Here is a 24137-nt window from a genome sequence, read left to right on the forward strand (position 1 = left end):
AGTGCGCTGTCCGGTCAGTCGACCTGGGCCTTCGCCGGCAGCACGGCCGCCGCCCGGAAGAGTTCCTCCGCCGGCTGCGGGCGGCCGAAGAGGTAGCCCTGGCCCAGGTGGCAGTGGTTGCGCCTGAGGAAGTCCGCCTGCTCCGACTGCTCGATGCCCTCGGCCAGCACGGTCAGGCCCAGGCTGTGGGCGAGCACGATCACCGAGCGGGCGATGGCGACATCCTTGCCGTCGGCAGGCAGGCCGGCAACGAAGCCGCGGTCGATCTTCAGCTTGTCCACCGGCATGCTCTTCAGGCGCTGCAGCGAGGAGTGGCCGGTGCCGAAGTCGTCGATCGCCAGGCGCACGCTCAGGTCGCGCAGCCGCTGGAGTTGCCGGCGGGCGCTGTCCGGGTCGTCCATCACCGCGCTCTCGGTGATTTCCAGCTCCAGGTGGCGGGCGTCCAGGCCGGTGCGGGCGAGGATGTCGGCGACCTGCAGGTCCAGCCCGCCGCGGCCGAACAGCCGGGTGGAGATGTTCACCGCGACGAATCCGAGCGTCTGCCCGGCGGCCAGCCAGCTGCGCATCTGCCGGCAGGCCTGCTCCATCACCCAGAGGTCGATGGCGCCGATCAGGCCGTTTTCCTCGGCGACCGGGATGAATTCGCCCGGCAGCACCAGGCCGCGTTCGGGGTGCTGCCAGCGCACCAGCGCCTCGGCGCTGACCATCTGTCCGCTCTTGAGGTCGTGGATCGGCTGGTAGTGGACGCGCAGTTCGCCGTGCTCCAGGGCCTGGCGCAGGGCGGCGATCAGCTCGACGCGCTGCCGGGCGTAGGTGGTCAGCTCCTGGCTGTAGAAGGCGTAGGTGGCGCGTCCGTCGTTCTTGGCCTTGTGCAGGGCGGAGTCGGCGTTGCGCAGCGCCTGCTCGAGGCTCTGCGCGTCGCCGGGAAACAGGCTGATGCCGAGGCTGGCGCCGATCTGCAGCTTGTGGTTCTCCAGATGGAAGGGCTGGCTCAGCGTGTCGAGCAGGGTGCCGGCCAGGCTGGCGGCCTGCTGCGCCGAGCAGCTCCCGCAGACCAGGCCGAACTCGTCGCCGCCCAGATGGGCGAGGGTCATGCCCGGGCGCACCACCTGGTAGGTCAGGCGCTGGCCGATGCTCTTGAGCAACTGGTCGCCCAGCTTGTGGCCGAGGCTTTCGTTGATCTGCGCGAAATGATCGAGGTCGAGCAGCAGGACCGCGCCCTGGTCCTTTTCCTGCCGGGCGTGCTCCAGGGCATGCTGGATGCGTTCCTTGAACAGCAGGCGGTTCGGCAGGCCGGTCAGCGGATCGTAGTGGGCCAGGTAGTCGAGTTCGGCCTGGGAGCGCTTGAGCATCGACAGGTCGGAGAACACCGCCACGTAGTGGCTGAGCACGCCCTCCTCGTCGTGGATGGCGCGGATGCTCTGCCATTGCGGATACATCTCGCCGCTCTTGCGGCGGTTCCAGATCTCGCCGCTCCACTCGGCGCGCTGGTTCAGCGCCTGCCACATCGTGCGGTAGAACTTCCTGTCGTGCCGGCCGGACCGAAGCCGGGCCGGCCTTTGGCCCAGCACCTCGGCTTCGCTGTAGCCGGTGATCTGGGTGAAGGCCCGGTTGACATAGACGATCCGCTGCTCGGCATCGGTGATCAGCACGCCTTCGAGGGTGCTGTCGAACACTGCGGAGGCCTGGCGCAGGCTGGCGGCATGGGCGCTGCGGTCGGCGAGCTGGCGGCGGCCGAGGCAGTAGAACAGCAGGGCGGTGAAGAGGATGAAGACGATGCCCTTGAGGGTCTGCCAGTCGCTCAGGCTGGCGGGGTCCTCGAACAGGGTCAGCAGCAGCCGGTCGCTCAGGGCGATCCACAGGAGGGCGAGAAGAGCGTAGGCCACGCAGGCGAGCAGCAGGGGGAAATGCGTCTTCATCGAGAGGCCCCTATCCATGGGTTGCGTGGTCGAGGAGTTCGTGGCCCAGTTTAGTGGCATGATGCCGGGGACTCCATGGCTATCGGCGGGCCGCTGCCGGGGCCGTCACGCATTTTATCGTTTCACGAGGGCGATGGCCCGGCCGGTTTCCTTCCCGGCCTCGGAGGCGCACTGCGAAGTGGCCCCGCTCAGGCGGGGCTGGAGCGTCCGTCAGCTGGCCAGGGCTTTCGCATAGAACGGCGCCTGTCCCACGAAGAGCTTCTCCGCCGGCTGCGGCCGGCCGAAGAGGTAGCCCTGGCCCAGCTGGCAATGGTTGCGCCTGAGGAAGTCCACCTGCTCCGGCTGCTCGATGCCCTCGGCCAGCACGCTCAGGCCCAGGCTGTGGGCGAGCACGATCACCGAGCGGGCGATGGCGACATCCTTGCTGTCGGCGGGCAGGCCGGCGACGAAGCCGCGGTCGATCTTCAGCTTGTCCACCGGCATGCTCTTCAGACGCTGCAGCGAGGAGTGGCCGGTGCCGAAGTCGTCGATCGCCAGGCGCACGCTCAGGTCGCGCAGCCGCTGGAGTTGCCGGCGGGCGCTGTCCGGGTCGTCCATCACCGCGCTCTCGGTGATTTCCAGCTCCAGGTGGCGCGCGTCCAGGCCGGTGCGGGCGAGGATGTCGGCGACCTGCAGGTCCAGTCTGCCGCGGCTGAACAGGCGGGTGGAGATATTCACCGCGACGAACTCGAGCGCGTGCCCGGCCTCCAGCCAGCTGCGCATCTGCCGGCAGGCCTGCTCCAGCACCCAGAGGTCGATGGCGCCGATCAGACCGTTCTCCTCGGCGACCGGGATGAACTCGCCCGGCGGCACCAGGCCGCGCTCGGGGTGCTGCCAGCGCACCAGCGCCTCGACGCTGACCATCTGTCCGCTCTTGAGGTTGTGGATCGGCTGGTAGTGGACGCGCAGTTCGCCGTGCTCCACGGCATGGCGCAGGGCGGCGGTCAGTTCGACGCGCTGCCGGGCGTAGGTGGTCAGCTCCTGGCTGTAGAAGGCATAGGTGGCGCGCCCGTCGCTCTTGGCCTTGTGCAGGGCGGAGTCGGCGTTGCGCAGCACCTGCTCGATGCTCTGCGCGTCGTCGGGAAACAGGCTGATGCCGAGGCTGGCACCGATCAGCAGCTTGTGGTTTTCCAGATGGATGGGCTGGTTCAGCGCCTCGAGGATGGTGCTGGCCAGCGTGGCGGCCTGTTGCGCCGAGCAGTTCTCGCAGAGCAGGCCGAACTCGTCGCCGCCCAGGTGGGCGAGAGTCATGCCCTGGCGTACCACGTGGTAGACCAGATGCTGGCCGATGGTCTTGAGCAGTTGATCGCCCAGCTTGTGGCCGAGACTTTCGTTGATGTGCTTGAAGTGATCGAGGTCGAGCAGCAGGACCGCGCCCTGGCCCTTCTCCTGCCGGGTCCGCTCCAGGGCGTGCTGGAGGCGCTCCTTGAACAGCAGGCGGTTCGGCAGGCCGGTCAGCGGGTCGTAGTGGGCCAGGTAGTCGAGTTCGGCCTGGGAGCGCTTGAGCATCGACAGGTCGGAGAACACCGCCACGTAGTGGCTGATGGTGCCGGCCTCGTTGCGGATGGCACGGATGCTCTGCCATTGCGGATATACCTCGCCGTCCTTGCGGCGGTTCCAGATCTCGCCGCTCCACTCGGCGCGCTGGCTCAGCGCCTGCCACATCTTGCGGTAGAAATCCCCGTCGTGCCGGCCGGACTTGAAGAGGGTGGGCACTCGACCCAGTACCTCGGCCTCGCTGTAGCCGGTGATCCGGGTGAAGGCCCGATTGATGTAGACGATCCGCTGCTCGGCATCGGTGACCAGCACGCCCTCGAGGGTGCTGTCGAACACCGCGGAGGCCTGGCGCAGGCTGGCGGCATGGGCGCTGCGGTCGGCGAGCTGGCGGCGGCCGAGGAAGTAGAACAGCAGGGCGGTGAAGAGGATGGAGACGATCCCCCTGAGCGTCTGCCAGGCGCTCAGGCTGGCGGGGTCCTCGAACAGGGAGCGCAGCAGCCAGTCGCTGACGGTGATCCATAGAAGAGAAAGAAGAACGTAAGCCAGGCAGGCGAGCAGCAGGGGGAGGCGCCTTTTCATCGGCAAGGCTCTGATCCATGACTGCCGGACGGGATGATCGTGCTGTGGAAACATTTCTTATCCAAAGAAGCGCGGGTTTTTCCAGCCAAATGCGCTTGATGATGAGCGCTCACAGTAGGCTGTTTGTTTGAATTCCGAGGTATACACGCACGCGGTATGACGGTTTTCTCGAGCTGCCGCCTTGGTTGCCATCATAGTGGCATCATCGCCCGCGCCTTTGACCGTGGTCAGCGTCGCCGTGTATTTGCTCCGCTATTGGGCGCGTTATGCGCTGGATCTGCATCCGGATGTGAAGCAGGTCTTCCGTTTCTGCCCGTCGCTGACCGCGGGCATGAGCGGCCGCGAGCCCGGCGCCATGCCCGCTGGAGTCCGCGAAGGCCCTCCGTACGGCTCGGGGGGAGAACTTTGCCGCCGGCCATTGATCTGATGGCCCGCACCATCCGCGATGGGGGTGTTCAGGTCACGGGAGCGGGATTACATGAGCCGCGAGGAAGTCGGCAGCGGACAACTGGCCATCAGGCCGGGCGAGGAAGGGGCGGCCCTGCGGCAGGCGCAGGCCGAGCTGCGTCGCCTGCAGGCCCGCGAGCAACTGTTCGGCAGGCTGCTGGCCAGCGTCAATGCGCTGCTCTGGGCCTACGACTGGCAGACACGGCAAATGCTCTACCTCAGCCCGGGCTACGAGCGGATCTTCGGCCGTCCGGCCGGAGCCTTGCCGGATGCCCTGGCCGACTGGCTGGCGTGCGTCCACCCGGACGATCGCGACTACGTCCTGGGCAGCCTGGGCGAGGTGCTCGGCAAGGGGGCCATCGAGCGGCGCGAGTACCGCATCGTCCGCGGCGACGGCCAGCTGCGCTGGCTGAGCGACAAATGCTACTGCGGCGATCCGGACGAAGACGGCCGGGCGCGGATCATCGTCGGCCTCGCCGAGGACATCACCGAGCGCAGGCAACTGGAAAGCGAGCTGCAGCGCCTGGCCAGCACCGACGGGCTGACCCACAGCAGCAATCGCCGGCATTTCTTCGAGTGCGCCCAGCGCGAGCTGCAACTCGCCCGCCAGTACGGCACGCCGCTGGCCTTCCTGCTGCTGGATATCGACAACTTCAAGCGGATCAACGATACCCATGGTCACCAGGTCGGCGACCAGGTGCTGCAGCGGCTGGCCGACTGCTGCGTCACGACGCTGCGCGGTGGCGATCTGTTCGGGCGAATCGGCGGCGAGGAATTTGCCGCACTGTTTCCCCGCTGCCGTCCGGAGCAGGCCCTGCCGATTGCCGAGCGCCTGCAGCGGAGCATCGGCGCGCTGGGGTTCGCGGCCGGCGGCGAAACCTTGCGCATCACCGTCAGCCAGGGACTGGTCGGCCTGGAGCCCGACGATGCCGATCTCGGTGCGCTCTATGTCCGTGCCGATGCGGCCATGTATCAGGCCAAGCGGCAGGGCAGGAACCGCATCGTCCGGCTCTAGCGCAAGCCCTGCAGGGCTGCGCAGGCGCTCCTGGAGGAGCGCTCCAATACATCCTGCAGATGCCTTGGTCAATCGCCAATAAGTATCCGGCCATTGCGTGAATCCCATCTATTCTCCTTTTTCATGCCCGGCTATCGTTGGCTCCTCCTGCGTGACGGTCGCAGGACGCTCAATATGGATTCTGCCCATGGCCCGTCCCGGAGAGCACGGGCCGTGCTGTTGCAGTGCCTCGAAAAATAAAAATGGAGAACAACAAGATGACGAAAGCCACCCTGGCGCTGGCTGTGTCGGCCGGTATTCTGGGTCTGTCGGCGAGCCAGCAGGCTGCTGCCGAATTCTTCAAGGACAGCAAGGCCAGCCTGGAGTTGCGCAATTTCTACATGAACAAGGACTTCCGCGACGAAGTCAGCGCCGCCCCCAACCAGCAGGCCAAGCAGGACGAATGGGCGCAGGGCTTCATCCTGCGGTATGAGTCCGGCTATACCGAGGGACCGGTCGGCTTCGGCCTCGACATGCTCGGCCTGCTGGGCGTGAAGCTGGATTCGAGTCCGGCCGACGCCGGAACCGGCCTGCTGCCGGGGGGGTACAACAACCGGGCGCCGGACGACTACAGCGAGCTGGGCGTGACCGGAAAGGTCAGGATCTCCAAGAGCGAGCTCAAGGTCGGCACCCTGCTGCCGAAGAACCCGGTGCTGGTCTACAACGATACCCGCCTGCTGCCGCAGACCTTCCAGGGCAGCAACCTGCAGATCAAGGAAATCCAGGGGCTGACCCTGGACTTCGGCTATCTGGACCAGGTCAACTACCGGAACTCCACCAACAACGAGGAAATGAGCCTGGTCAGCGCCAACCGGCGCAACATCACCATCAAGCGTGGCGGTGAGAACGAGGCGAACTTCTTCATGTACGGCGGCGCCACCTACCAGATCACCAAGGAACTGGCCGCCACCTACTACTACGGCGAGCTGGACGACCTCTACAAGCAGCACGCCTTCAACGTGGTGCATGTGCTGCCGCTCGGCAAGAACTCGCTGAAGACCGACCTGCGCTACGCCCGCTCCACGGACGACGGTGAGGCCCACGTCGACAACCACGCCTTCGGCCTGTTGAGCACCTATGCGATGGGTGCCCACAAGTTCGGTCTGGGCCTGCAGAAGATGCAGGGCGACACCGGCTTCGCGCAGATCAATGGCACCGACCCCTTCCTGGTCAACTACATCCAGGTCAACGACTTCGCCAACGCCGACGAGCGCTCCTGGCAGCTGCGCTACGACTACGACTTCGCGGCGCTCGGCATTCCCGGCCTGACCTTCATGACCCGCTACGTATCGGGCGACCATGTCGACCGTGGCCCGGGCTCCGACGGCAAGGAATGGGAACGCGACACGGACATCGCCTATGTGTTCCAGAGCGGCATGCTGAAGAACCTGAGCCTGAAGTGGCGTAACGCGACCATGCGCAGCAACTTCGTCCGCGACGTCGACGAGAACCGTCTGATCGTCAGCTACACCCTGCCGCTGATGTAACTCCGGGGCGGCCTTCTGCCGCCTCTTCCCGACGCCCCCTCCCGCCCCGGGTGGGGGTGGCTCGGCGCCCCGCTTTCCCGCATTGTGCCCGTCTGCGCCGCCAGGCGTTGAAAAAGCTGTTGTCTCTGAATAGCTTATGCCCAGCGCAACCGAGCCCCTTGCCCATGACCGAAACCACTTCCGCCATCGACATCCAGCGCTTGCGCGAATCTGCCGCTCAGGCGGAGCAGCTGCTCAAGGTGCTGGCCAATCCGGACCGCCTGATGCTGCTCTGCCAGCTGTCCCACGGCGAACGCAACGTCGGCGAGCTCGAGGCCCTGCTGGGCATCCGCCAGCCGACCCTGTCCCAGCAGCTCGGCGTGCTGCGCCGCGAGGGGCTGGTGGAAACCCGCCGCGACGGCAAGCAGATCCACTACCGGATCTGCAGCCCGCAGGCCCTGGCGGTGATCGACACGCTCTACCAGCTGTTCTGCGCCGACGGCCGCTGAGCCGTGCTGCTCAGCGCCGCCGCGCGGCCGGCTGCTGCTGGGTGATGCAGTGGATGTTGCCGCCGCCGAGGAGGATTTCCCGGCCGGGCAGCATCAGCACCTCGCGTTCGGGGAACAGCCGGCGGAGGAGGGCCGCGGCTTCGGCATCGCGGGGATCGTCGAAGGCCGGCGCGATGATGCCGCCGTTGACGATCAGGAAGTTCACGTAGGAGCCGGCCAGGCGGATCGACGGGTCGCGCGGCTGGCTGCCGGCGACCAGATCGACGCCGGCGCATTCCTCTTCGCTGGCGTACAGCGGGCCGGGAATCGGCATCCGCTGCACGCGCAGGGTGCGGCCGCGAGCGTCGCGAACACTTTCGAGCACTTCCAGCGCTGCCCGGCAACGTCCGTGGTTGGGGTCCTGCGGGTCGTCGGTCCAGGCCAGCAGCACCTCGCCGGGGCGCACGAAGCAGCAGAAGTTGTCGACGTGACCGTCGGTCTCGTCGTTGTACAGGCCCTGCGGCAGCCAGATCACCCGCTCGATGGCCAGATGCTCGGCGAGCATGGCCTCGATCTGCGTGCGCGACAGGTGCGGATTGCGATTCGGGTTGAGCAGGCATTCCTCGGTGGTCAGCAGGCTGCCCTCGCCGTCGACATGGATGGCGCCGCCCTCCAGCACGAAGTCCTCGGTACGGTAGCGGGCGCAGCGCTCGATGCCGAGGATCTTGCGCGCCACCTGGTCGTCGCAGTTCCAGGGCGCGTACAGGCCGCCGGCGAAGCCGCCCCAGGCGTTGAAGGTCCAGTCCACGCCGCGTACTTCGCCGGCGTCGTCGACCACGAAGGTCGGCCCGGTGTCGCGCACCCAGGCGTCGTCGCTGCTCAGCTCGAGCACCCGGATGTCGGCCCCGGCGAGGCGGGCGCAGGCGTTCTCGTACTGCCCGGCGCTGACGCCGACGGTCACCGGCTCGAAGCGGGCGATGGCGCGGGCCACCGCGGCGAAGGCGGCCTGCGCCGGCTTGCCGCCGAGCCGCCAGTTGTCCGGGCGTTCCGGCCAGAGCATCCAGGTCTGGCTGTGCGGCTCCCACTCGGCGGGCATGCGAAAGCCGTCGGCGCGCGGGGTGCCGGGCAGGGTCTGCATCGGTTCGGCCACGGCTCAGGACTCCAGGCTGCCGTCGAGGGTCTTGATCGCGCCGTACAGGTTGGGCCGGCGGTCGCGGAACACTCCCCAGGCGCTGCGGATGTGTTCCAGGCGATCGAGGTCGAAGCTGTGCACCAGCACGCCTTCTTCCGTCTCGTTCAGCTCCTCGACCTTGGCGCCGAACGGGTCGGCGATGAACGACGAGCCGTAGAAGTCAATGTGGTAGTCCTCCTGCACCTCGCGGCCGATGCGGTTGCTGGCCACCAGCGGCATCAGGTTGGCGCCGGCATGGCCCTGCTGCACGCGCTGCCAGTGATCGCGGGAGAGAATGCCCGGGTCGTGGGGCTCGCTGCCGATGGCGGTGGGGTAGAGCAGCAGCTCGGCGCCCTGCAGCGCCATGGCCCGTGCGCTCTCCGGGAACCACTGGTCCCAGCAGATGGCCACGCCGATCCGGGCGTGGCGGGTATTCCACACCTTGAAGCCGGTGTCGCCGGGGTTGAAATAGTACTTCTCGTGGTAGCCGGGGCCGTCCGGAATGTGGCTCTTGCGGTAGAGGCCGAGCATTCGCCCGTCCGCGTCGAGGATGGCGATGCTGTTGAAGCGCGCCCGCCCGGCCCGCTCGTAGAAGCTGATCGGCAGGACCACCCCGAGTTCGGCGGCGAGCTTCTGGAAGTGGCGGATGGCCGGGTTTTCCTCGATCGGGGTGGCCAGCTGCAGGTAGTCCGGATTGGGCTTCTGGCAGAAGTAGGGGGTCTCGAACAGCTCCTGCAGCAGGATGACCTGCGCGCCCCGGGCCGCGGCCTCGCGCACCAGCCGTTCGGCGTTGGCGATGTTGGCGGCGCGATCCCAGGAGCAGGCCATCTGGGTGGCGGCGACGGTGACGATGCGGGACATGGCGACCTCATGGCAGCGGATGGGCGTGAACCCTCAAGCTGGCAGAGGATGGTGCCGGGGTCAAATGACGTTAAAAAGTTGCTATCAGCGGCCAGAAAGCGCAGCAGCTTTCCGGCCGACCGATCAGACCGTGTGCAGGTACCAGTTGTATTCCAGGTCGGAGATCGAGTGCTCGAACTCCTCCAGCTCGCTCTCCTTGCAGGCGACGAAGACGTCGATGTAGTCCGGGCTGATGTAGCGGGCGAGGATCTCGCTCTCATCCAGCCGGCGCAGGGCGTCGCGCAGGTTGTTGGGCAGGCTGGGCTCGACCTGCTCGTAGGAGTTGCCCTCGATCGGCTCGCCCGGCTCGACCTGGCTGGTCAGCCCGTGGTGCACGCCGGCGAGCAGCGCGGCCATCGCCAGGTAGGGGTTGGCGTCGGCGCCGGGCACGCGGTGCTCGATGCGCACCGCGTCCGCGCTGCCGGTCGGCACGCGCAGGGCCACGGTGCGGTTGTCCAGGCCCCAGCAGGGGGCGTTGGGCACGTAGAACTGGGCGCCGAAGCGGCGATAGGAGTTGACGTTGGGACAGAGGAAGGCCATCGAGGCCGGCATGGTCTCCAGCACACCGCCGATCGCATGACGCAGGGCGGCGTTCTGCTGGGGATCATCACCGGCGAAGATGTTGCGGCCGTCCTTGTCGAGGATCGAGATGTGCACGTGCAGCCCGTTGCCGGCCTGACCCGGATAGGGCTTGGCCATGAAGGTGGTGTCCATCTCGTGGTCGTAGGCGATGTTCTTGATCAGCCGCTTGAGCAGCACGGCGTAGTCGCAGGCCCTGATCGGGTCGGCGACATGGTGCAGGTTGACCTCGAACTGCGCCGGGGCGCTTTCCTTGACGATGGCGTCGGCCGGGATGCCCTGTTCCTTGGCGCCTTCGAGGATGTCCTGCAGACAGTCGACGTATTCGTCGAGGTCGTCGATCAGGTAGACCTGGCTCGACTGCGGGCGCTTGCCGGAAATCGGCGAGCGCGGCGGCTGCGGCCGGCCGTTCACGTTCTCCTGGTCGATCAGGTAGAACTCCAGCTCGAAGGCGGCGCAGACAGTCAGCTCCAGCGCCTCGAAGCGGGCCACCACCTGGCGCAGCACTTCCCGCGGGTCGGCGAAGAAGGGCGTGCCGTCGCGCTCGTGCATGGTCATCAGCAGCTGCGCGGTGGGGCGCTTCTGCCAGGGCTCCTTGCTCAGGGTGTCGGGGATCGGGTAGCAGATACGGTCGGCGTCGCCGATGTCGAGGCCCAGGCCGGTGCGCTCGACGGTGGCGCCGTTGATGTCCAGGGCGAACAGCGAGGCGGGCAGGTTGATGCCCTGTTCATAGACCTTGTGCAGACTGGTGCGCTCGATGCGCTTGCCGCGCACCACGCCGTTCATGTCGGCGATGAGCAGGTCGACGAACAACACCTCGGGATGGCCCTTGAGGAATGCGTTCGCTTCGTTGAGCTGAACGGCACGCGGGGGTACCGACATGATGCAACACCTTGATTGTTTAAAATTTCAATCATTCACTGAGCCAATGTTGAGTCAATCCCAAAGCCGTGGCGCTGTCAAGGCATGCTGCCGCCCTCTCGGAATGGGGCTTGCATGCCGGTTTTCAGGCCCTTCCGGGCGTCTCCGGCGGGGCGTTCCACGGCCCGCCCCAGCCGCTCCAGGCCGCTTCGCGCCGTTTCGCCCTGGGGCTGTTGTCTAAAAAAATGAACAAGACTAAGCTCGGTTCCACCCCCGACAGCCAGGATGATGCCATGCCCCGTCTGCCCCTGATCGGCGTGACCGCCTGCACCCGCCAGATCGGTCTGCACCCCTTCCATGTCGCCGGCGACAAGTACCTGCGGGCGGCGGCGGAAGGCGCCGGCGGCCTGCCGCTGATCATTCCCGCGCTGGGCGGGCTGATCGACCAGCAGGCGCTGCTGGAGCGGCTTGACGGCCTGCTCTTCACCGGCTCGCCGTCGAACGTCGAACCCCACCATTACCAGGGCGCGGCCAGCGAGCCGGGCACCCACCACGATCCGGCCCGCGACCTCACCACCCTGCCGCTGATCCGCGCCGCGGTCGCCGCCGGCGTGCCGCTGCTCGGCATCTGCCGGGGCTTCCAGGAGATGAACGTGGCCTTCGGCGGCAGCCTGCACCAGAAGGTCCACGAGGCCGGCCCCTACGCGGACCACCGCGAGGTGCAGGACGAGGCGCTGGAGGTCCAGTACGGGCCGCGCCACACGCTGCATATACAGCCGGGCGGATTGCTCGCCGGCATCGGTTTGCCCCGGCAGATCGAAGTCAACTCGCTGCACGGCCAGGGCGTCGAGCGCCTGGCCCCCGGCCTGCGCATGGAGGGGCTGGCCCCGGACGGGCTGATCGAGGCGTTCTCCGTCGAGGGCGCGAAGACCTTCGCCCTCGGCGTGCAGTGGCATCCGGAATGGCAGTTCCACGCCAATCCCCATTCCAAGGCCCTGTTCCAGGCCTTCGGCGACGCCTGCCGGCGTCGTGCGGAGCGCCTTTAGCGGGCCTGCGGCCCGAGTTCAAGGAGTCTCATCATGAACGCCAGTGGCAAGTTGGACCGTCTCACGCTCTGGCTCAAGGAGCGCAAGATCACCGAGGTCGAGTGCCTGATCAGCGACCTGACCGGCATCGCCCGCGGCAAGATCGCCCCGACCAGCAAGTTCATCGCCGAGAAGGGCATGCGCCTGCCGGAGAGCGTGCTGCTGCAGACCGTGACCGGCGACTACGTGAACGAGGAGATCTATTACCGGCTGCTCGATCCGGCCGAGATCGACATGTTCTGCCATCCCGACGAGAGCGCGGCGTTCCTCGTGCCCTGGGCCATCGAGCCCACCGCCCTGGTGATCCACGACACCTGCGACAAGTGGGGCAATCCCATCGAGCTGTCGCCGCGCAACCTGCTCAAGAAGGTGCTGGCGATGTATGCCGAGCGCGGCTGGCAGCCGATCGTCGCGCCGGAGATGGAGTTCTACCTGACCCAGCGCAGCGACGACCCCGACTATCCGCTGCAGGCGCCGGTGGGCCGTTCCGGCCGCCAGGAGACCGGCCGCCAGTCGTTCTCCATCGACGCCGCCAACGAGTTCGACCCGTTGTTCGAGGACATGTACGACTGGTGCGAGGCCCAGGGCCTGGATCTGGACACCCTGATCCACGAGGAAGGCACCGCGCAGATGGAGATCAACTTCCGCCACGGCGAGGCGCTGCACCTGGCCGACCAGATCTTCGTGTTCAAGCGCACCCTGCGCGAGGCGGCGCTCAAGCACAACGTCACCGCCACCTTCATGGCCAAGCCGATGACCGGCGAGCCGGGCAGCGCCATGCACCTGCACCAGAGCGTGGTCGACGGCGACGGGCGGAACATCTTCTCCAACCCGGACGGCTCGATGAGCGAGCTGTTCCTCAACCATATCGGCGGGCTGCAGAAGTACATTCCCGAGCTGCTGCCGCTGTTCGCGCCCAACGTCAACTCGTTCCGCCGCTTCCTGCCCGGCACCTCGGCGCCGGTCAACGTCGAGTGGGGCGAGGAGAACCGCACCGTCGGCCTGCGCGTGCCGGACTCCGCGCCGCACAACCGGCGGGTCGAGAACCGCCTGCCGGGCGCCGACGCCAACCCCTACCTGGCCATCGCCGCGAGTCTCCTGTGCGGCTACATCGGCATGGTCGAGCAGCTGCAGCCGAGCGCACCGGTGCAGGGCCGCGGCTACGAGCGGCGCAGCCTGCGCCTGCCGCTGACCCTGGAGGCGGCGCTGGAGCGCATGGAGAACTGCCGTGCCCTGGAGCGCTACCTGAGCCCGCGCTTCATCACCGCCTACGTCGCGGTGAAGCGTGCCGAGAACGAGAACTTCAAGCGGGTGATCAGTTCCTGGGAGCGCGCCTTCCTGCTGCTCTCGGTGTGACCCGCCAGGCGTTTCCCCGGCCTGCCCGCCGCCCCGGTGGGCCGCGCCCTGTCGCAGAGGAGGGGCTTCCATGAAAGGCACTACCGGCAACCCGCAAACCCGGCAGTGGCAGGACCTCAGCCACGCCCACCACCTGCCGCCGTTCAGCGACTACAGGCAGCTCAAGGAGCACGGCCCGCGGATCATCACCCGCGCCTCCGGCGTCTATCTCTGGGACAGCGAAGGCAACCGCATCCTCGATGGCATGGCCGGGCTGTGGTGCGTCAACATCGGCTACGGCCGCGAGGAGCTGGTCGAGGCGGCCAGCCGGCAGATGCGCGAGCTGCCCTACTACAACCTGTTCTTCCAGACCGCCCACCCGCCGGCCGTGGAACTGGCCCGGGCGATCGCCGAGCTGGCGCCGCCGGGCATGGACCATGTGTTCTTCACCGGCTCCGGCTCGGAGGCCAACGACACCGTGCTGCGCCTGGTGCGCCACTACTGGGCGACCCGTGGGCAGCCGCGGAAGAACGTCGTCATCGGCCGCTGGAACGGCTACCACGGCTCCACCGTCGCCGGCGTCAGCCTGGGCGGCATGAGGGCCATGCACGCCCAGGGCGACCTGCCGATCCCCGGCATCGAGCACATCGACCAGCCCTACTGGTACGGCGAGGGCGGCGACCTCGACCCGGACGAGTTCGGCCGCCGCGTCGCCGACCAGCTGGAGCGCAAGATTCAGGAGATCGGCGAGGAGCGGGTCGCCGCCTTCGTCGCCGAGCCGATCCAGGGCGCCGGCGGGGTGATCATCCCGCCGGACAGCTACTGGCCACGCATCCGCGAGATTCTCGACAAGTACGACATCCTGTTCGCCGCCGACGAGGTGATCTGCGGCTTCGGCCGCACCGGCGAGTGGTTCGGCAGCCAGTACTACGGGGTGGCGCCGGACCTGATGATGATCGCCAAGGGCCTGACCTCCGGCTACCTGCCGATGGGCGGGGTGGTGGTGCGCGACCGGATCGTCGAGGTGCTCGAGGAGGGCGGCGAGTTCTACCACGGCTTCACCTACTCCGGGCACCCGGTCGCGGCGGCGGTGGCCCTGGAGAACCTGCGCCTGCTGCGCGAGGAGGGCATCGTCGAGCGGGTCAGGACGCGCACCGCGCCCTACCTGCAAAAACGCTGGCGGGAGCTGGCCGAGCATCCCCTGGTCGGCGAGGTCCGCGGCGTCGGCATGCTCGCCGCGCTGGAGCTGGTCAAGAACAAGCGCACCCGCGAGCGCTTCCCCGCCGACAAGACGGCCGGCCTGCGCTGCCGCGAGCACTGCTTCGCCAACGGGCTGGTGATGCGCGCGGTCGGCGACACCATGATCGTCGCACCGCCCCTGGTGATTTCCGAGGCGGAGATCGACGAACTGATCGCCAAGGCACGGCTCTGCCTGGACCTCACCGCGAGCGAGATGCCGGGTTGAGGTAGAGGTAGGGCGGGTGGAACCCGCCGATTTCGGCGTGGTTTCGCGCCAGGTCCGGCGGGTTGCGCCCCCCTACCTGCTATTGGGTAGCGAACAGTGGTTGGGCAGCGCATCGAGAGGGAAGATTATTGGAGTTGTGAAAATGGATTACGACCAAGCTCGTATTGAAGATGCCGTTCTGGCTCTCCTGGCCGCTTTCAGTTTTGACGAGGGCCGTGCATGGAAGGGCTTCGACTTCGATGTAATGGATAGCTTGCATTCACAAGGATTCATCAGCGATCCAAAGGGCAAGTCCAAGTCGGTATGGCTCACTCCAGAGGGCATCGAACGGGGCCGAGAGATCGCTGAGCGTCTGTTCGGCGGTTCTTCTGCAGGTACTGTCTAGTTTTTCATGTAAGCCGAATCCGCTTCACGGCTCGGCGTGATTCGGCCTTGTAGGGCGGGAGAAACCCGCCAGCTTCGGCGTGGTTTAGCGCCATGTCCGGCGGGTTTCACCCGCCCTACCTGCTGGTGATGCGCGCGGTCGGCGACACCATGATCGTCGCCCCGCCCCTGGTGATTTCCGAGGCGGAGATCGACGAGCTGATCGCCAAGGCGCGGCTCTGCCTGGACCTGACCGCGAGCGAAATGCCGGGTTGAGGTAGGGCGGGTGAAACCCGCCGATTTCGGCGTATGTCTTCGCTATGTCCGGCGGGTTGCACCCGCCCTACCTGCTCAAAAATTGCCGCAGAGCGCGGCGTTAGAACTCAGGAGGAAGATTTTGCGATACGGAATCATCGAGCTCACGCAGGGCAATCTCAACAATAATCACCTATACCTCACCAGTATCATGGAGCTATTCCCAGCCAGCTCCGTCGGAGGAAGTTCGGAGGCGGAGCGCGCCCATCAACTCCTTGAGGTTCATTCCGGCATTGGAGAGCCCGTAGTTACTGACATTGCAGGTGACAAAAAGATCTTCCGCAAGCGTGCTTGGGTAGGTGAGTTTTTCACTACGCACCAACTCAAGGCCGGAGACTCTGTAGTCATCGAGCGCACCGGTCCTCACCGCTACCACGTCTACCCAAAGCGCGCGGCTGAGTTCTAACAATTCATTCAAGCCGACGCCGCTTCGCAGTGTGGCTTAACTCGGACGTTAGCCGTCCAATACTCGGAGCCCGCTCATGAGTCGTGATGCAATTCCAGTTGAAGTGAAGCGAGCCGTCTTGGTTGAGGCTGGCCACCGTTGTGCAATTCCAGCTTGTCGAGCAACCACGACGGAGATTGCACACATCGTCCCATGGGCGGAAACACACGACAATTCATTTGAGAATCTGATTGCTCTTTGCCCAAACTGTCATACGCGCTTCGACCAGAAGAAGGAAATCGACAGGGCTTCAATCAAGATGTACAAGCACAATCTTGGCATCTTGAATAATAGGTACGGTGAATTTGAGCGAAGGCTCTTCGAAGTGCTTGCCAAATCGGGTGAGCGGGTCTTTGTTCTTGGGGCAGCCGGCGACCTAATGGTCGCAAATGCCGTTAAGGACGGCTTCTTTGAGGACAAAAAGGTGGAAGGAATGGGGTTTTTTGTCAGAGGGAGCAATGGTTTTGAGAGGAATTTTCCAATGACATTCACCTACTGGGTGACAGATGCTGGTGTTGAATTCATTAAGCGCTTCGCCAGCGGGCAAGACATCGCATGAACTCGACGGCTAACCCGCCGCTCAACCGGACTGCCTGCAAGCTGCGCTTGCAGGTTCCCTCCACGGCTTCGCCGCTCCGGCGGCCGGTTAGCTAACACGCTAGACAATGCGGGGAAATTGATGAGCCTCTCCAGTTCTCTTGATGAAATTTTAAACGAATGGCGTGTAAAGCACCCTAATTTGTCATTTCCTAATTTTGATCCTCAATCAACTGATAAGCCACATACTTTAATTCTGCTTGAATCGCCCGGGCCTGAAGTTGAAAATTCAAAAATTATTTCAATGGCTAATAATGATGCAACCGCAAGAGAGCTATACAGATTGGCCAAGCTTGCTTTTGGAGAGGGTGCGCGATCACAAGTCCTTTTGTGGAACGCAATTCCATGGTTTCTTAAAAAGGACGAGAAAATTAAAAGTGGGCATCTTGGGAAAGCAAAGCTGCTTCACTTCCAGCTCATCAAAGTAGTTGAGCCGTACATAAGAAATGTTGTGTTTCTAGGAAGGCCATCAAGGGATTTGCTCCCGTTTTACTCTGGAGTTTTGAAGTCATGTAGATTTTTCGGAGGGCATCACACGGGAATGAAAGCCCAAAAGTCTCTGCTAATAAAAGAAAATGAAGCAGTTTTTCTAAACATCAAAACCTCGGCGGCCGCAAAATCTGAGTGCAACATCTGACCGTTTCGGTAAGGTGTTGCCATGTCCTGTCACGAGTCCAGCATTGCTAAACGCACCATGACCCAGCCCCGGCCCGCCGCCCGGCAGAGCTGTCTGCCCTGCCAATCGCCGCCGAAGCCTTCAACCCGACGCCGCTACGCGGCGATACATATAAGTTCCACATATCCCCCTGTGTGGTGCTTGTAAAGCAGCCCCGAGCCTTGCCAGACTGCGCGCCGTTGCACCACCCCGAGCCGGCCGGGCAGGGCGGCAGCGTGCGTCCCGGCACACGCCCCGTCCGGATACCTCAACGACAAAAGGAGCGGTACGCATGAAACACTTTGGCAAGACTCTTCTCGCGCTATCCCTCGGCATGCTCGCCGCATGCGACAAGCCTGCCGAGAACGCAGGCAAGAAGGAGGAAACCCCCAGTGCGGCCGCTCCTGCGGCGGCTCCGGCCGGGCAGACCCTGCACGTCTACAACTGGTCGGACTACATCGGCGAGAACACCCTGGCGAACTTCTCCGCGGAAAGCGCCGTCAAGGTCGTCTACGACGTGTTCGACAGCAACGAGGTCCTGGAAGCCAAGCTGCTCGCCGGCAGTTCCGGCTACGACGTGGTGGTGCCGTCCAACCCCTTCCTGGCCAAGCAGATCAAGGCCGGCGTGTTCCAGAAGCTGGACAAGAGCAAGCTGCCGAACTGGGCGAACCTCGACAAGGACCTGCTCAAGGCGCTGGAGCCGAGCGATCCGGGCAACCAGTACGCGGTGCCCTACATGTGGGGCACCGTCGGCATCGGCTACAACGTCGAGAAGGTCAAGGCCGCCCTCGGCGACCAGGCGCCGGTGGACTCCTGGGATCTGGTGTTCAAGCCGGAGAACATCGAGAAGCTGAAGGCCTGCGGCGTGTCCTTCCTCGACTCGCCGACCGAGATGCTGCCCGCCGCCCTGCATTACCTGGGCTACGCGCCCGACAGCGGCAATCCCGAGGAGCTGAAGAAGGCCGAGGAGCTGTTCCTCAAGATCCGCCCGCACGTGGCCTACTTCCACTCCTCCAAGTACATCTCCGACCTGGCCAACGGCGACACCTGCGTGGCGATCGGCTATTCCGGCGACATCTACCAGGCCAAGGCGCGCGCCGAGGAAGCCGGCAACAACGTGAAGATCGCCTACAGCATTCCCAGGGAAGGCGCCGGCAGCTTCTTCGACATGCTGGCGATTCCCGCCGACGCGAAGAACGTCGAGCAGGCCCATGCCTTCATCAATTACCTGATGAAGCCGCCGGTGATCGCCCAGATCACCAACGAGGTGCAGTTCCCCAACGGCAACGCCGCGGCCACGCCGCTGGTCGACGAGGCGATCCGCACCGATCCGGGCATCTACCCGAGCCAGGAGGTGCTGAAGAAGCTCTACACCTTCCCGGACCTGGCGGCCGACACCCAGCGCGCCATGACCCGCAGCTGGACCCGGATCAAGTCGGGGACCTGAGGGCCCTGACGGGGCCGACCGGCGGTCGCCGCGCGGTCCCGGCGCTCACAGCGGACGTGTCGCGCCAGCGGCCGGCCGCGTCTCCTGCAGCGGGCCGCCGCGCCTGGCAGGAAGGCGCGGCCGGCCCATACCACGGGAAGCGCCCCGCCGGCCGGCGGGCGTCCCACGACAACCCGATTGCCGCCTCCCGAGGCTGCCTGGACGGTTGGCCGAAGGCCGACGGGGCGAGCGGAGGCCCCCTGTTCATATAGTGGAGTTGTGACCATGGCGACTGTCGCCGGTGCTAACACGAATGCTCTCGCCGACGACCAGCCGGCGAAGGAGGTGCTGGTCAGGATCGACCGGGTGACCAAGAAGTTCGACGACATGGTGGCGGTGGACGACATCTCCCTGTCCATCCACAAGGGCGAGATCTTCGCCCTGCTCGGCGGCTCCGGCTGCGGCAAGTCGACCCTCTTGCGCATGCTCGCCGGCTTCGAGCGGCCCACCGAAGGGCGCATCTACCTGGAAGGCCAGGACATCACCGAGCTGCCGCCCTACGAGCGGCCGATCAACATGATGTTCCAGTCCTACGCGCTGTTCCCGCACATGACCGTGGAGCAGAACATCGCCTTCGGCCTCAAGCAGGACCGCCTGCCCAAGGCCGAGATCGACGAGCGCGTGGCGGAAATGCTCCGGCTGGTGCAGATGACCCAGTACGCCCGGCGCAAGCCGCACCAGCTCTCCGGCGGCCAGCGCCAGCGCGTGGCCCTGGCCCGCTCGCTGGCCAAGCGGCCGAAGCTCCTGCTGCTCGACGAGCCGATGGGCGCGCTGGACAAGAAGCTGCGCTCGCAGATGCAGCTGGAGCTGGTGCAGATCATCGAGCGGGTCGGCGTGACCTGCGTGATGGTCACCCACGACCAGGAGGAGGCGATGACCATGGCCGCGCGCATCGCCATCATGCACCAGGGCTGGATCGCCCAGGTCGGCAGCCCGATGGACATCTACGAGAGCCCGGCCAGCCGGCTGGTCTGCGAGTTCATCGGCAGCGTCAACCTGTTCGACGGCGAACTGGTGGACGACAGCCCCGACCACGCGGTCATCGCCTCGCCGCAGCTGGAGCGGCCGATCTACATCGGCCACGGCATCTCCACCCGCGCCGAGGAGACGCGCGTGACCTACGCCCTGCGCCCGGAAAAGGTCCTGCTCAGCCTGGACGAGCCCGAGCTGCAGCACGAAGGGCACAACTGGTCGAGCGGCCGGGTGAAGGACATCGCCTACCTGGGCGGCCACTCGATGTACTACGTCGAGCTGCCCTCGGGACTGGTGGTGCAGGCCTTCATGGCCAACGCCGAGCGCCACGGCAAGCGCCCGACCTGGAGCGATCAGGTGTACGTCAGCTGGTTCGACGACGGCGGGGTGGTGCTGCACGCATGAAAAGACTCCGCCAACTGTTTCCCGGCCGCCAGCTGGTCGTCGGCATCCCCTTCGTCTGGCTGCTGCTGTTCTTCCTGCTGCCCTTCGCCATCGTGCTGAAGATCAGCTTCTCCGAGGCCGCGGTGGCGATTCCGCCGTACACGGAGATCTTCACCTACGTCGACCAGCAGCTGAAGATCCTCGCCAACCTGAACAACTACCTGTTCCTCGGCCAGGACGAGCTTTACCTGTCCGCCTACCTGGGCTCGCTGAAGATCGCCACCGTCGGCACCCTGCTCTGCCTGCTGATCGGCTACCCGATGGCCTACGCCATCGCCCGCGCCAGCAAGGAGATGCAGACCGTCTGCCTGCTGCTGATCATGATGCCGACCTGGACCGCGATCCTGATCCGCGTCTACGCCTGGATGGGCATCCTCGGCAACAACGGGCTGCTCAACGGCCTGCTGCAGGGGCTCGGGCTGATCGACGAGCCGCTGCGCATCCTCAACACCGATCTGGCCGTGTACATCGGCGTGGTCTATTCCTACCTGCCGTTCATGGTCCTGCCGCTCTACGCCAATCTGGTCAAGCACGACCCGAGCCTCTTGGAGGCCGCCGCCGACCTGGGCGCGCACCCGCTGGCCAGCTTCTGGAGGATCACCGTGCCGCTGTCCAGGAACGGCATCGTCGCCGGCTGCATGCTGGTGTTCATCCCGGTGGTCGGCGAGTTCGTCATCCCCGAACTGCTCGGCGGTCCCGAGACGCTGATGATCGGCAAGGTGCTCTGGCAGGAGTTCTTCAACAACCGCGACTGGCCGGTGGCCGCGGCCCTGGCGGTGGTGATGCTGGCGATCCTCTTGGTGCCGATCATCCTGCTCAACCGCAACCAGGCCAGGGAACTGGAGGGACGGCTATGAGGCGCCCGAGTTTTTCCAGCCTCATGCTGTGGGCTGGCCTGCTGTTCATCTACCTGCCGATGGTCATCCTGGTCGTCTACTCGTTCAACGACTCGCGGCTGGTGACCGTCTGGGGCGGCTGGTCGGTGCGCTGGTACGCCGGGCTGCTCGACAACCGCCAACTGCTGGGCGCGCTCGGGCGCTCCCTGCAGATCGCCCTGTGCACCGCGGTCGCCGCGGTGGCCCTCGGCACCCTGGCGGCCTTCGTGCTGACCCGCATCCCGCGCTTTCGCGGCCGCAGCCTGTTCGGCGGGCTGGTCACCGCGCCGCTGGTGATGCCCGAGGTGATCACCGGCCTGTCGCTGCTGCTGCTGTTCGTGGCCATGGCCCAGGTGGTCGGCTGGCCGGCCGAGCGCGGGCTGACCACCATCTGGATCGCCCACACCACCTTCTGCACCTCCTACGTGGCGGTGATCGTCTCGGCGCGCCTGCGCGAGCTGGACCTGTCGATCGAGGAGGCGGCGATGGACCTGGGCGCACGGCCCTGGAAGGTGTTCCTGCTGATCACCATGCCGATGATCGCCCCCTCGCTGGGCGCCGGCGGCATGCTGTCGTTCGCCCTGTCGCTGGACGACCTGGTGCTGGCCAGCTTCGTCTCCGGCCCCGGCGCGACCACCCTGCCGATGGAGATCTTCTCCGCCGTGCGCCTGGGCGTGAAGCCGGACATCAACGCCGTGGCCAGCCTGATCCTGCTGGCGGTCTCGCTGTTCACCTTCCTCGCCTGGTTCTTCATGCGCCGCAGCGAGGCCCGCCGGCGGCGGGCCCTGCAGCAGGTTCACGAGGCGGAGCAGCTCCAGCCGGCCGGCCGGTAGTTGTAGGGTGGATGGCCGGAGCCATCCACCATGGTGGACAAGCCTGCGGCGTTGTCCGCCCTACGCGGTTTCGACTTCAACCGTCTCTGTCGCGGGTAGGGCTCAGCGCAGCGCCGCGGCGTAGCCCTCTTCCTGCAGCACCTGGCGCACCGCGGGGCGCTTGAGCATCCGCCGGTAGTGGGCCTGGCAATTGGCGGGCAGGGCGATGCCGGTGCGGTCGGCCCAGAACTCCACGTAGAACAGCGCGCAGTCGGCGATGCCGAAGCTGCCGGCGAGGTAGTCGCGTCCCTCCAGCAGCCGGTCGGCGACCGCGAAGCCGCGTTCGAGGATCTCCCGTCCCTGGGCCTTGACCGCCTCGTGCTGGGCCGGATCGGCGGCGAACTTCTCGGTGGTGAAGATCCGCGCGAAGCCCTGGCCGTGCAGGGTGCCGACCGCGAAGTTCATCGCCTCCAGCACCCGCGCCTCGCCGTCGGCGTCCTCCGGCAGCAGCCGGCGCTTCGGCTGGCTGCGCGCCAGCCACCAGGCGATCGACTGGAAGTCGGTGAGCGCCGTGCCGTCGTCGCGCACCAGGGTCGGGATGGTCGCCTTGGGGTTGATGGCCAGGTACTCGGGCTTGAACTGGTCGCCGGCCAGCAGGTTGACCAGGTGGACCTCGAACACCAGCTCCAGCTCCTCCAGGAGGATGTGGATGCCGGTGCTGCAGGAGCCGGGGGTCATGTAGAACTTCATCATGCCTCGGCCTCCTCCCAGTCGCGCTCCGGCTCGAGCAGGCCCTGCTCGCGGAGCATCGCCTTGAAGCCCTTCATCACCGGGCGGGAGATCATGGTCTCGGCCAGCACGCGCTTCTCGTAGATGAGGAACTGCATGTCCTCGTCCAGGCGCTTGCGGGCGTCGGCGATCAGCTGGTGGATGTCCGCGCCGAGCTTCTCGCCGGGACGCTGCTTCACCTGCTCGTAGAGCAGCGCCATGACCAGCTTCTCGGTCGGCGGCATCTTGCACTTGCCGTCGAGGATCTTCAGCATCACCGCGGTGGCGCAATCCACGTGGGACGGCGACAGGGGATGCTCCTCGGCCCAGCGGGCCACGCGCGCGGCGGTCATGCCACCACCTCGCCGGCGGCGCTGCGCCGTGCGTAGTCGAGCAGGGAGGCCTCGATGGTCTCCCAGGCGTAGGCAGAGACGGCGCGCACGCCGATCGCCGCGAGCTTCTCTGTCGGCCCGTCGCCGATCTTGGCGACGAACACCGCCTGGCAGTCCCTGACGGCTTCGAGGATGCCGGCCATGGCGCTCTGGTTGGAGCTGTTGCCCAGGCAGTAGTGTTCCACCTCGCGCGACTCCAGCAGGCGGCAGCTTTCCAGGGTGACCTCGTAGATCGCGAAGCGCTTGGCGTGGCCGAAGTGCTCGCTGATCGCCTGGCCTTCCTTGCTGGCCACCGCCAGCTTCACCGGGAATTCGATCATCGTTGCTCCTCAGTCGGCGGTATGTCGCAACAGTTTCAGGCAGGCCCGCGAGGCGGCCAGCTCCACCGCACGCAGGTCGTCGAAGTTGCGCACCTGCGGGTCGGCGCCGGCCTCCAGGAGGATCTTCAGGAGTTCCGGGCGGTCGCTGGAGGCGGTGTACATCAGCGCCGTGGAGCCGGCGTCGTTGCGGTTGTCCAGCTCGATGCCGGCGTCGATCAGGTCCTGCACCAAGGCGCTGTCGCGGGACACGCAGCCGAGCCAGAGGGTGGTGTTGCCGTCGTCGTTGCGCGCGCGGACATCGGCGCCGAGGGCCAGCAGTTCGCGGACGATCTCCCGGCGGCCCTGCAGGGCGGCACGCATCAAGGGGGTCAGGCCGTGCTGGCCGCGGGCCTCGAGGTCGTTGGCCGGGTACTGCCACTCGGCGAGGAAGGCGGCCAGTTCGGCGCTGGGCGCGCCGCCCGGCGCTGCGGCTTCGGTCAGGGCAGTGGCCAGCGGCCGGTAGCCGCCGTCGACGCTGTAGACGCGGGCGAAGCGGAAGTCGCTGAACATCTGCGCGAAGGTCTTGCTGGCGTTGCCGTGGTAGCAGTAGATCAGCACCGGCCTCTCCTTGGGCAGGCGGCCGAGCCACATCGGCACGCGGTCCTCGGTCAGGTGCATGGCGCCGTCCAGGTGCTCCTGCTTGTAGCTGTGCATGTCGCGCACGTCGAACAGGCTGAGTTCCGGCTCGGCGCGGATCAGGGCCGCGGCCTCGACCGCGGAGAGGCATTGGTAGGGAATCCGTTCGGCTGTGGCCATGAAGGGTCTCCGC

Annotated in this window: 24 protein-coding genes and 1 pseudogene; 16 read left to right on the plus strand and 9 right to left on the minus strand. The window is 66.1% G+C overall.

Translation table 11 applies throughout. The annotated features are described in order from the left end of the window. Nucleotides 1-14: 14 nt before the first annotated feature. On the minus strand, nt 15-1919 hold the full coding sequence (gene dibA / locus ACG10_RS01710; protein ID WP_198318994.1) for a phosphodiesterase DibA: 1905 nt from the start codon (nt 1917-1919) through the stop codon (nt 15-17). A gap of 210 nt (nt 1920-2129) precedes the next feature. Next, complete coding sequence (gene dibA / locus ACG10_RS01715) at nt 2130-4034, minus strand: phosphodiesterase DibA (RefSeq protein WP_198318995.1); 1905 nt, start codon at nt 4032-4034, stop codon at nt 2130-2132. Nucleotides 4035-4215: 181 nt separating this feature from the next. Between dibA (ACG10_RS01715) and ACG10_RS23505 the strand changes: the two genes are divergently transcribed. The 4 genes from ACG10_RS23505 (at nt 4216) to ACG10_RS01730 (ending at nt 7510) form a co-directional block, all read left to right on the plus strand. Beyond that, nucleotides 4216-4461 (plus strand): hypothetical protein, encoded by a 246-nt coding sequence (locus ACG10_RS23505; RefSeq protein WP_157731351.1) that lies wholly within the window; start codon nt 4216-4218, stop codon nt 4459-4461. Nucleotides 4462-4512: 51 nt separating this feature from the next. Next, on the plus strand, nt 4513-5496 hold the full coding sequence (locus tag ACG10_RS01720) for a GGDEF domain-containing protein (protein ID WP_157731353.1): 984 nt from the start codon (nt 4513-4515) through the stop codon (nt 5494-5496). Between the two features lie 257 nt (nt 5497-5753). Beyond that, complete coding sequence (locus ACG10_RS01725; protein ID WP_089169770.1) at nt 5754-7022, plus strand: OprD family porin; 1269 nt, start codon at nt 5754-5756, stop codon at nt 7020-7022. 164 nt (nt 7023-7186) lie between these two features. Next, complete coding sequence (locus tag ACG10_RS01730) at nt 7187-7510, plus strand: ArsR/SmtB family transcription factor (protein WP_089166886.1); 324 nt, start codon at nt 7187-7189, stop codon at nt 7508-7510. Nucleotides 7511-7520: 10 nt separating this feature from the next. Here the strand turns inward: ACG10_RS01730 and aguA are convergent, their stop codons facing one another. The 3 genes from aguA to ACG10_RS01745 all read right to left on the minus strand — a co-directional run bounded on the left by aguA (nt 7521) and on the right by ACG10_RS01745 (nt 11021). After that, complete coding sequence (gene aguA, locus ACG10_RS01735; protein ID WP_089169771.1) at nt 7521-8627, minus strand: agmatine deiminase; 1107 nt, start codon at nt 8625-8627, stop codon at nt 7521-7523. Between the two features lie 15 nt (nt 8628-8642). After that, entirely contained in the window at nt 8643-9521 is an 879-nt protein-coding gene (aguB, locus tag ACG10_RS01740) for an N-carbamoylputrescine amidase (RefSeq protein ID WP_089166887.1), read from the minus strand. 123 nt (nt 9522-9644) lie between these two features. Continuing rightward, nucleotides 9645-11021: a glutamine synthetase family protein gene (locus tag ACG10_RS01745; RefSeq protein ID WP_089166888.1), complete on the minus strand. Its 1377-nt coding sequence runs from the start codon at nt 11019-11021 to the stop codon at nt 9645-9647. A gap of 272 nt (nt 11022-11293) precedes the next feature. Between ACG10_RS01745 and ACG10_RS01750 the strand changes: the two genes are divergently transcribed. The 12 genes and pseudogenes from ACG10_RS01750 to ACG10_RS01795 all read left to right on the plus strand — a co-directional run bounded on the left by ACG10_RS01750 (nt 11294) and on the right by ACG10_RS01795 (nt 21870). Further along, complete coding sequence (locus ACG10_RS01750; RefSeq protein WP_089166889.1) at nt 11294-12046, plus strand: gamma-glutamyl-gamma-aminobutyrate hydrolase family protein; 753 nt, start codon at nt 11294-11296, stop codon at nt 12044-12046. A 33-nt stretch (nt 12047-12079) separates the two neighbouring features. Further along, nucleotides 12080-13441 (plus strand): glutamine synthetase family protein, encoded by a 1362-nt coding sequence (locus tag ACG10_RS01755; RefSeq protein WP_089166890.1) that lies wholly within the window; start codon nt 12080-12082, stop codon nt 13439-13441. A 70-nt stretch (nt 13442-13511) separates the two neighbouring features. Further along, nucleotides 13512-14885 (plus strand): aspartate aminotransferase family protein, encoded by a 1374-nt coding sequence (locus tag ACG10_RS01760; protein WP_089166891.1) that lies wholly within the window; start codon nt 13512-13514, stop codon nt 14883-14885. Nucleotides 14886-15027: 142 nt separating this feature from the next. After that, on the plus strand, nt 15028-15270 hold the full coding sequence (locus ACG10_RS01765; protein ID WP_089169772.1) for a DUF6429 family protein: 243 nt from the start codon (nt 15028-15030) through the stop codon (nt 15268-15270). A 122-nt stretch (nt 15271-15392) separates the two neighbouring features. Next, nucleotides 15393-15524: pseudogene (locus ACG10_RS23510) on the plus strand (aspartate aminotransferase family protein); the annotation flags it as partial. Between the two features lie 10 nt (nt 15525-15534). Further along, the gene (locus ACG10_RS01770) at nt 15535-15969 is read left to right on the plus strand and encodes a hypothetical protein (RefSeq protein WP_232487172.1); all 435 of its coding nucleotides are present in this window, start codon (nt 15535-15537) and stop codon (nt 15967-15969) included. Between the two features lie 76 nt (nt 15970-16045). Continuing rightward, nucleotides 16046-16567, plus strand: a complete 522-nt coding sequence (locus tag ACG10_RS01775; RefSeq protein WP_089166893.1) for an HNH endonuclease — start codon at nt 16046-16048, stop codon at nt 16565-16567. 120 nt (nt 16568-16687) lie between these two features. After that, nucleotides 16688-17242 carry a uracil-DNA glycosylase family protein gene (locus tag ACG10_RS23515; RefSeq protein ID WP_157731355.1) on the plus strand — a complete coding sequence of 185 codons (555 nt, stop codon included), beginning with the start codon at nt 16688-16690 and terminating at the stop codon, nt 17240-17242. 310 nt (nt 17243-17552) lie between these two features. After that, the gene (locus ACG10_RS01780) at nt 17553-18707 is read left to right on the plus strand and encodes a polyamine ABC transporter substrate-binding protein (RefSeq protein ID WP_198318996.1); all 1155 of its coding nucleotides are present in this window, start codon (nt 17553-17555) and stop codon (nt 18705-18707) included. A 264-nt stretch (nt 18708-18971) separates the two neighbouring features. Further along, nucleotides 18972-20123 (plus strand): polyamine ABC transporter ATP-binding protein, encoded by a 1152-nt coding sequence (gene potA / locus ACG10_RS01785; RefSeq protein ID WP_089166894.1) that lies wholly within the window; start codon nt 18972-18974, stop codon nt 20121-20123. Beyond that, on the plus strand, nt 20120-21019 hold the full coding sequence (locus ACG10_RS01790) for an ABC transporter permease subunit (protein WP_089166895.1): 900 nt from the start codon (nt 20120-20122) through the stop codon (nt 21017-21019). The genes potA and ACG10_RS01790 overlap by 4 nt, the downstream gene beginning before the upstream one ends. Further along, the gene (locus ACG10_RS01795; RefSeq protein ID WP_089166896.1) at nt 21016-21870 is read left to right on the plus strand and encodes an ABC transporter permease subunit; all 855 of its coding nucleotides are present in this window, start codon (nt 21016-21018) and stop codon (nt 21868-21870) included. Before ACG10_RS01790 ends, ACG10_RS01795 begins: the two co-directional genes overlap by 4 nt. Before the next feature lie 102 nt (nt 21871-21972). Here ACG10_RS01795 and ACG10_RS01800 read toward each other — a convergent pair whose 3' ends face one another. From ACG10_RS01800 to ACG10_RS01815, 4 genes are read right to left on the minus strand one after another with little or no spacing between them, the layout of a single operon-like run. After that, nucleotides 21973-22602, minus strand: a complete 630-nt coding sequence (locus tag ACG10_RS01800; RefSeq protein WP_089166897.1) for a glutathione S-transferase family protein — start codon at nt 22600-22602, stop codon at nt 21973-21975. Next, a complete protein-coding gene (locus ACG10_RS01805) occupies nt 22599-22970 on the minus strand; it encodes a hypothetical protein (RefSeq protein WP_039801246.1) in 372 nt (123 codons plus the stop codon). Before ACG10_RS01805 ends, ACG10_RS01800 begins: the two co-directional genes overlap by 4 nt. Further along, nucleotides 22967-23329: a NifB/NifX family molybdenum-iron cluster-binding protein gene (locus ACG10_RS01810; protein ID WP_089166898.1), complete on the minus strand. Its 363-nt coding sequence runs from the start codon at nt 23327-23329 to the stop codon at nt 22967-22969. The genes ACG10_RS01805 and ACG10_RS01810 overlap by 4 nt, the downstream gene beginning before the upstream one ends. A gap of 9 nt (nt 23330-23338) precedes the next feature. Continuing rightward, nucleotides 23339-24124 carry an ankyrin repeat domain-containing protein gene (locus ACG10_RS01815; protein ID WP_089166899.1) on the minus strand — a complete coding sequence of 262 codons (786 nt, stop codon included), beginning with the start codon at nt 24122-24124 and terminating at the stop codon, nt 23339-23341. Between the last annotated feature and the right edge of the window lie 13 nt (nt 24125-24137).

The organism is Azotobacter chroococcum (assembly GCF_002220155.1).
Classification (GTDB): Bacteria; Pseudomonadota; Gammaproteobacteria; order Pseudomonadales; family Pseudomonadaceae; genus Azotobacter; species Azotobacter chroococcum.

Excerpts from the sequence above, each read along its gene's own strand:
- ACG10_RS23515 (WP_157731355.1), top strand. The coding sequence starts at position 16,688 with ATGAGCCTCTCCAGTTCTCTTGATGAAATTTTAAACGAATGGCGTGTA.
- ACG10_RS01720 (WP_157731353.1), top strand. The coding sequence starts at position 4,513 with ATGAGCCGCGAGGAAGTCGGCAGCGGACAACTGGCCATCAGGCCGGGC.
- potA (WP_089166894.1), top strand. The coding sequence starts at position 18,972 with ATGGCGACTGTCGCCGGTGCTAACACGAATGCTCTCGCCGACGACCAG.
- ACG10_RS01755 (WP_089166890.1), top strand. The coding sequence starts at position 12,080 with ATGAACGCCAGTGGCAAGTTGGACCGTCTCACGCTCTGGCTCAAGGAG.
- ACG10_RS01800 (WP_089166897.1), bottom strand. The coding sequence starts at position 22,602 with ATGATGAAGTTCTACATGACCCCCGGCTCCTGCAGCACCGGCATCCAC.
- ACG10_RS01780 (WP_198318996.1), top strand. The coding sequence starts at position 17,553 with ATGAAACACTTTGGCAAGACTCTTCTCGCGCTATCCCTCGGCATGCTC.
- ACG10_RS01760 (WP_089166891.1), top strand. The coding sequence starts at position 13,512 with ATGAAAGGCACTACCGGCAACCCGCAAACCCGGCAGTGGCAGGACCTC.
- ACG10_RS01765 (WP_089169772.1), top strand. The coding sequence starts at position 15,028 with ATGGATTACGACCAAGCTCGTATTGAAGATGCCGTTCTGGCTCTCCTG.
- ACG10_RS01805 (WP_039801246.1), bottom strand. The coding sequence starts at position 22,970 with ATGACCGCCGCGCGCGTGGCCCGCTGGGCCGAGGAGCATCCCCTGTCG.
- ACG10_RS01815 (WP_089166899.1), bottom strand. The coding sequence starts at position 24,124 with ATGGCCACAGCCGAACGGATTCCCTACCAATGCCTCTCCGCGGTCGAG.
- ACG10_RS01750 (WP_089166889.1), top strand. The coding sequence starts at position 11,294 with ATGCCCCGTCTGCCCCTGATCGGCGTGACCGCCTGCACCCGCCAGATC.
- ACG10_RS01725 (WP_089169770.1), top strand. The coding sequence starts at position 5,754 with ATGACGAAAGCCACCCTGGCGCTGGCTGTGTCGGCCGGTATTCTGGGT.
- ACG10_RS01745 (WP_089166888.1), bottom strand. The coding sequence starts at position 11,021 with ATGTCGGTACCCCCGCGTGCCGTTCAGCTCAACGAAGCGAACGCATTC.
- aguA (WP_089169771.1), bottom strand. The coding sequence starts at position 8,627 with ATGCAGACCCTGCCCGGCACCCCGCGCGCCGACGGCTTTCGCATGCCC.
- ACG10_RS01775 (WP_089166893.1), top strand. The coding sequence starts at position 16,046 with ATGAGTCGTGATGCAATTCCAGTTGAAGTGAAGCGAGCCGTCTTGGTT.
- ACG10_RS01795 (WP_089166896.1), top strand. The coding sequence starts at position 21,016 with ATGAGGCGCCCGAGTTTTTCCAGCCTCATGCTGTGGGCTGGCCTGCTG.
- aguB (WP_089166887.1), bottom strand. The coding sequence starts at position 9,521 with ATGTCCCGCATCGTCACCGTCGCCGCCACCCAGATGGCCTGCTCCTGG.
- ACG10_RS01810 (WP_089166898.1), bottom strand. The coding sequence starts at position 23,329 with ATGATCGAATTCCCGGTGAAGCTGGCGGTGGCCAGCAAGGAAGGCCAG.
- ACG10_RS01730 (WP_089166886.1), top strand. The coding sequence starts at position 7,187 with ATGACCGAAACCACTTCCGCCATCGACATCCAGCGCTTGCGCGAATCT.
- ACG10_RS01790 (WP_089166895.1), top strand. The coding sequence starts at position 20,120 with ATGAAAAGACTCCGCCAACTGTTTCCCGGCCGCCAGCTGGTCGTCGGC.
- dibA (WP_198318994.1), bottom strand. The coding sequence starts at position 1,919 with ATGAAGACGCATTTCCCCCTGCTGCTCGCCTGCGTGGCCTACGCTCTT.
- dibA (WP_198318995.1), bottom strand. The coding sequence starts at position 4,034 with ATGAAAAGGCGCCTCCCCCTGCTGCTCGCCTGCCTGGCTTACGTTCTT.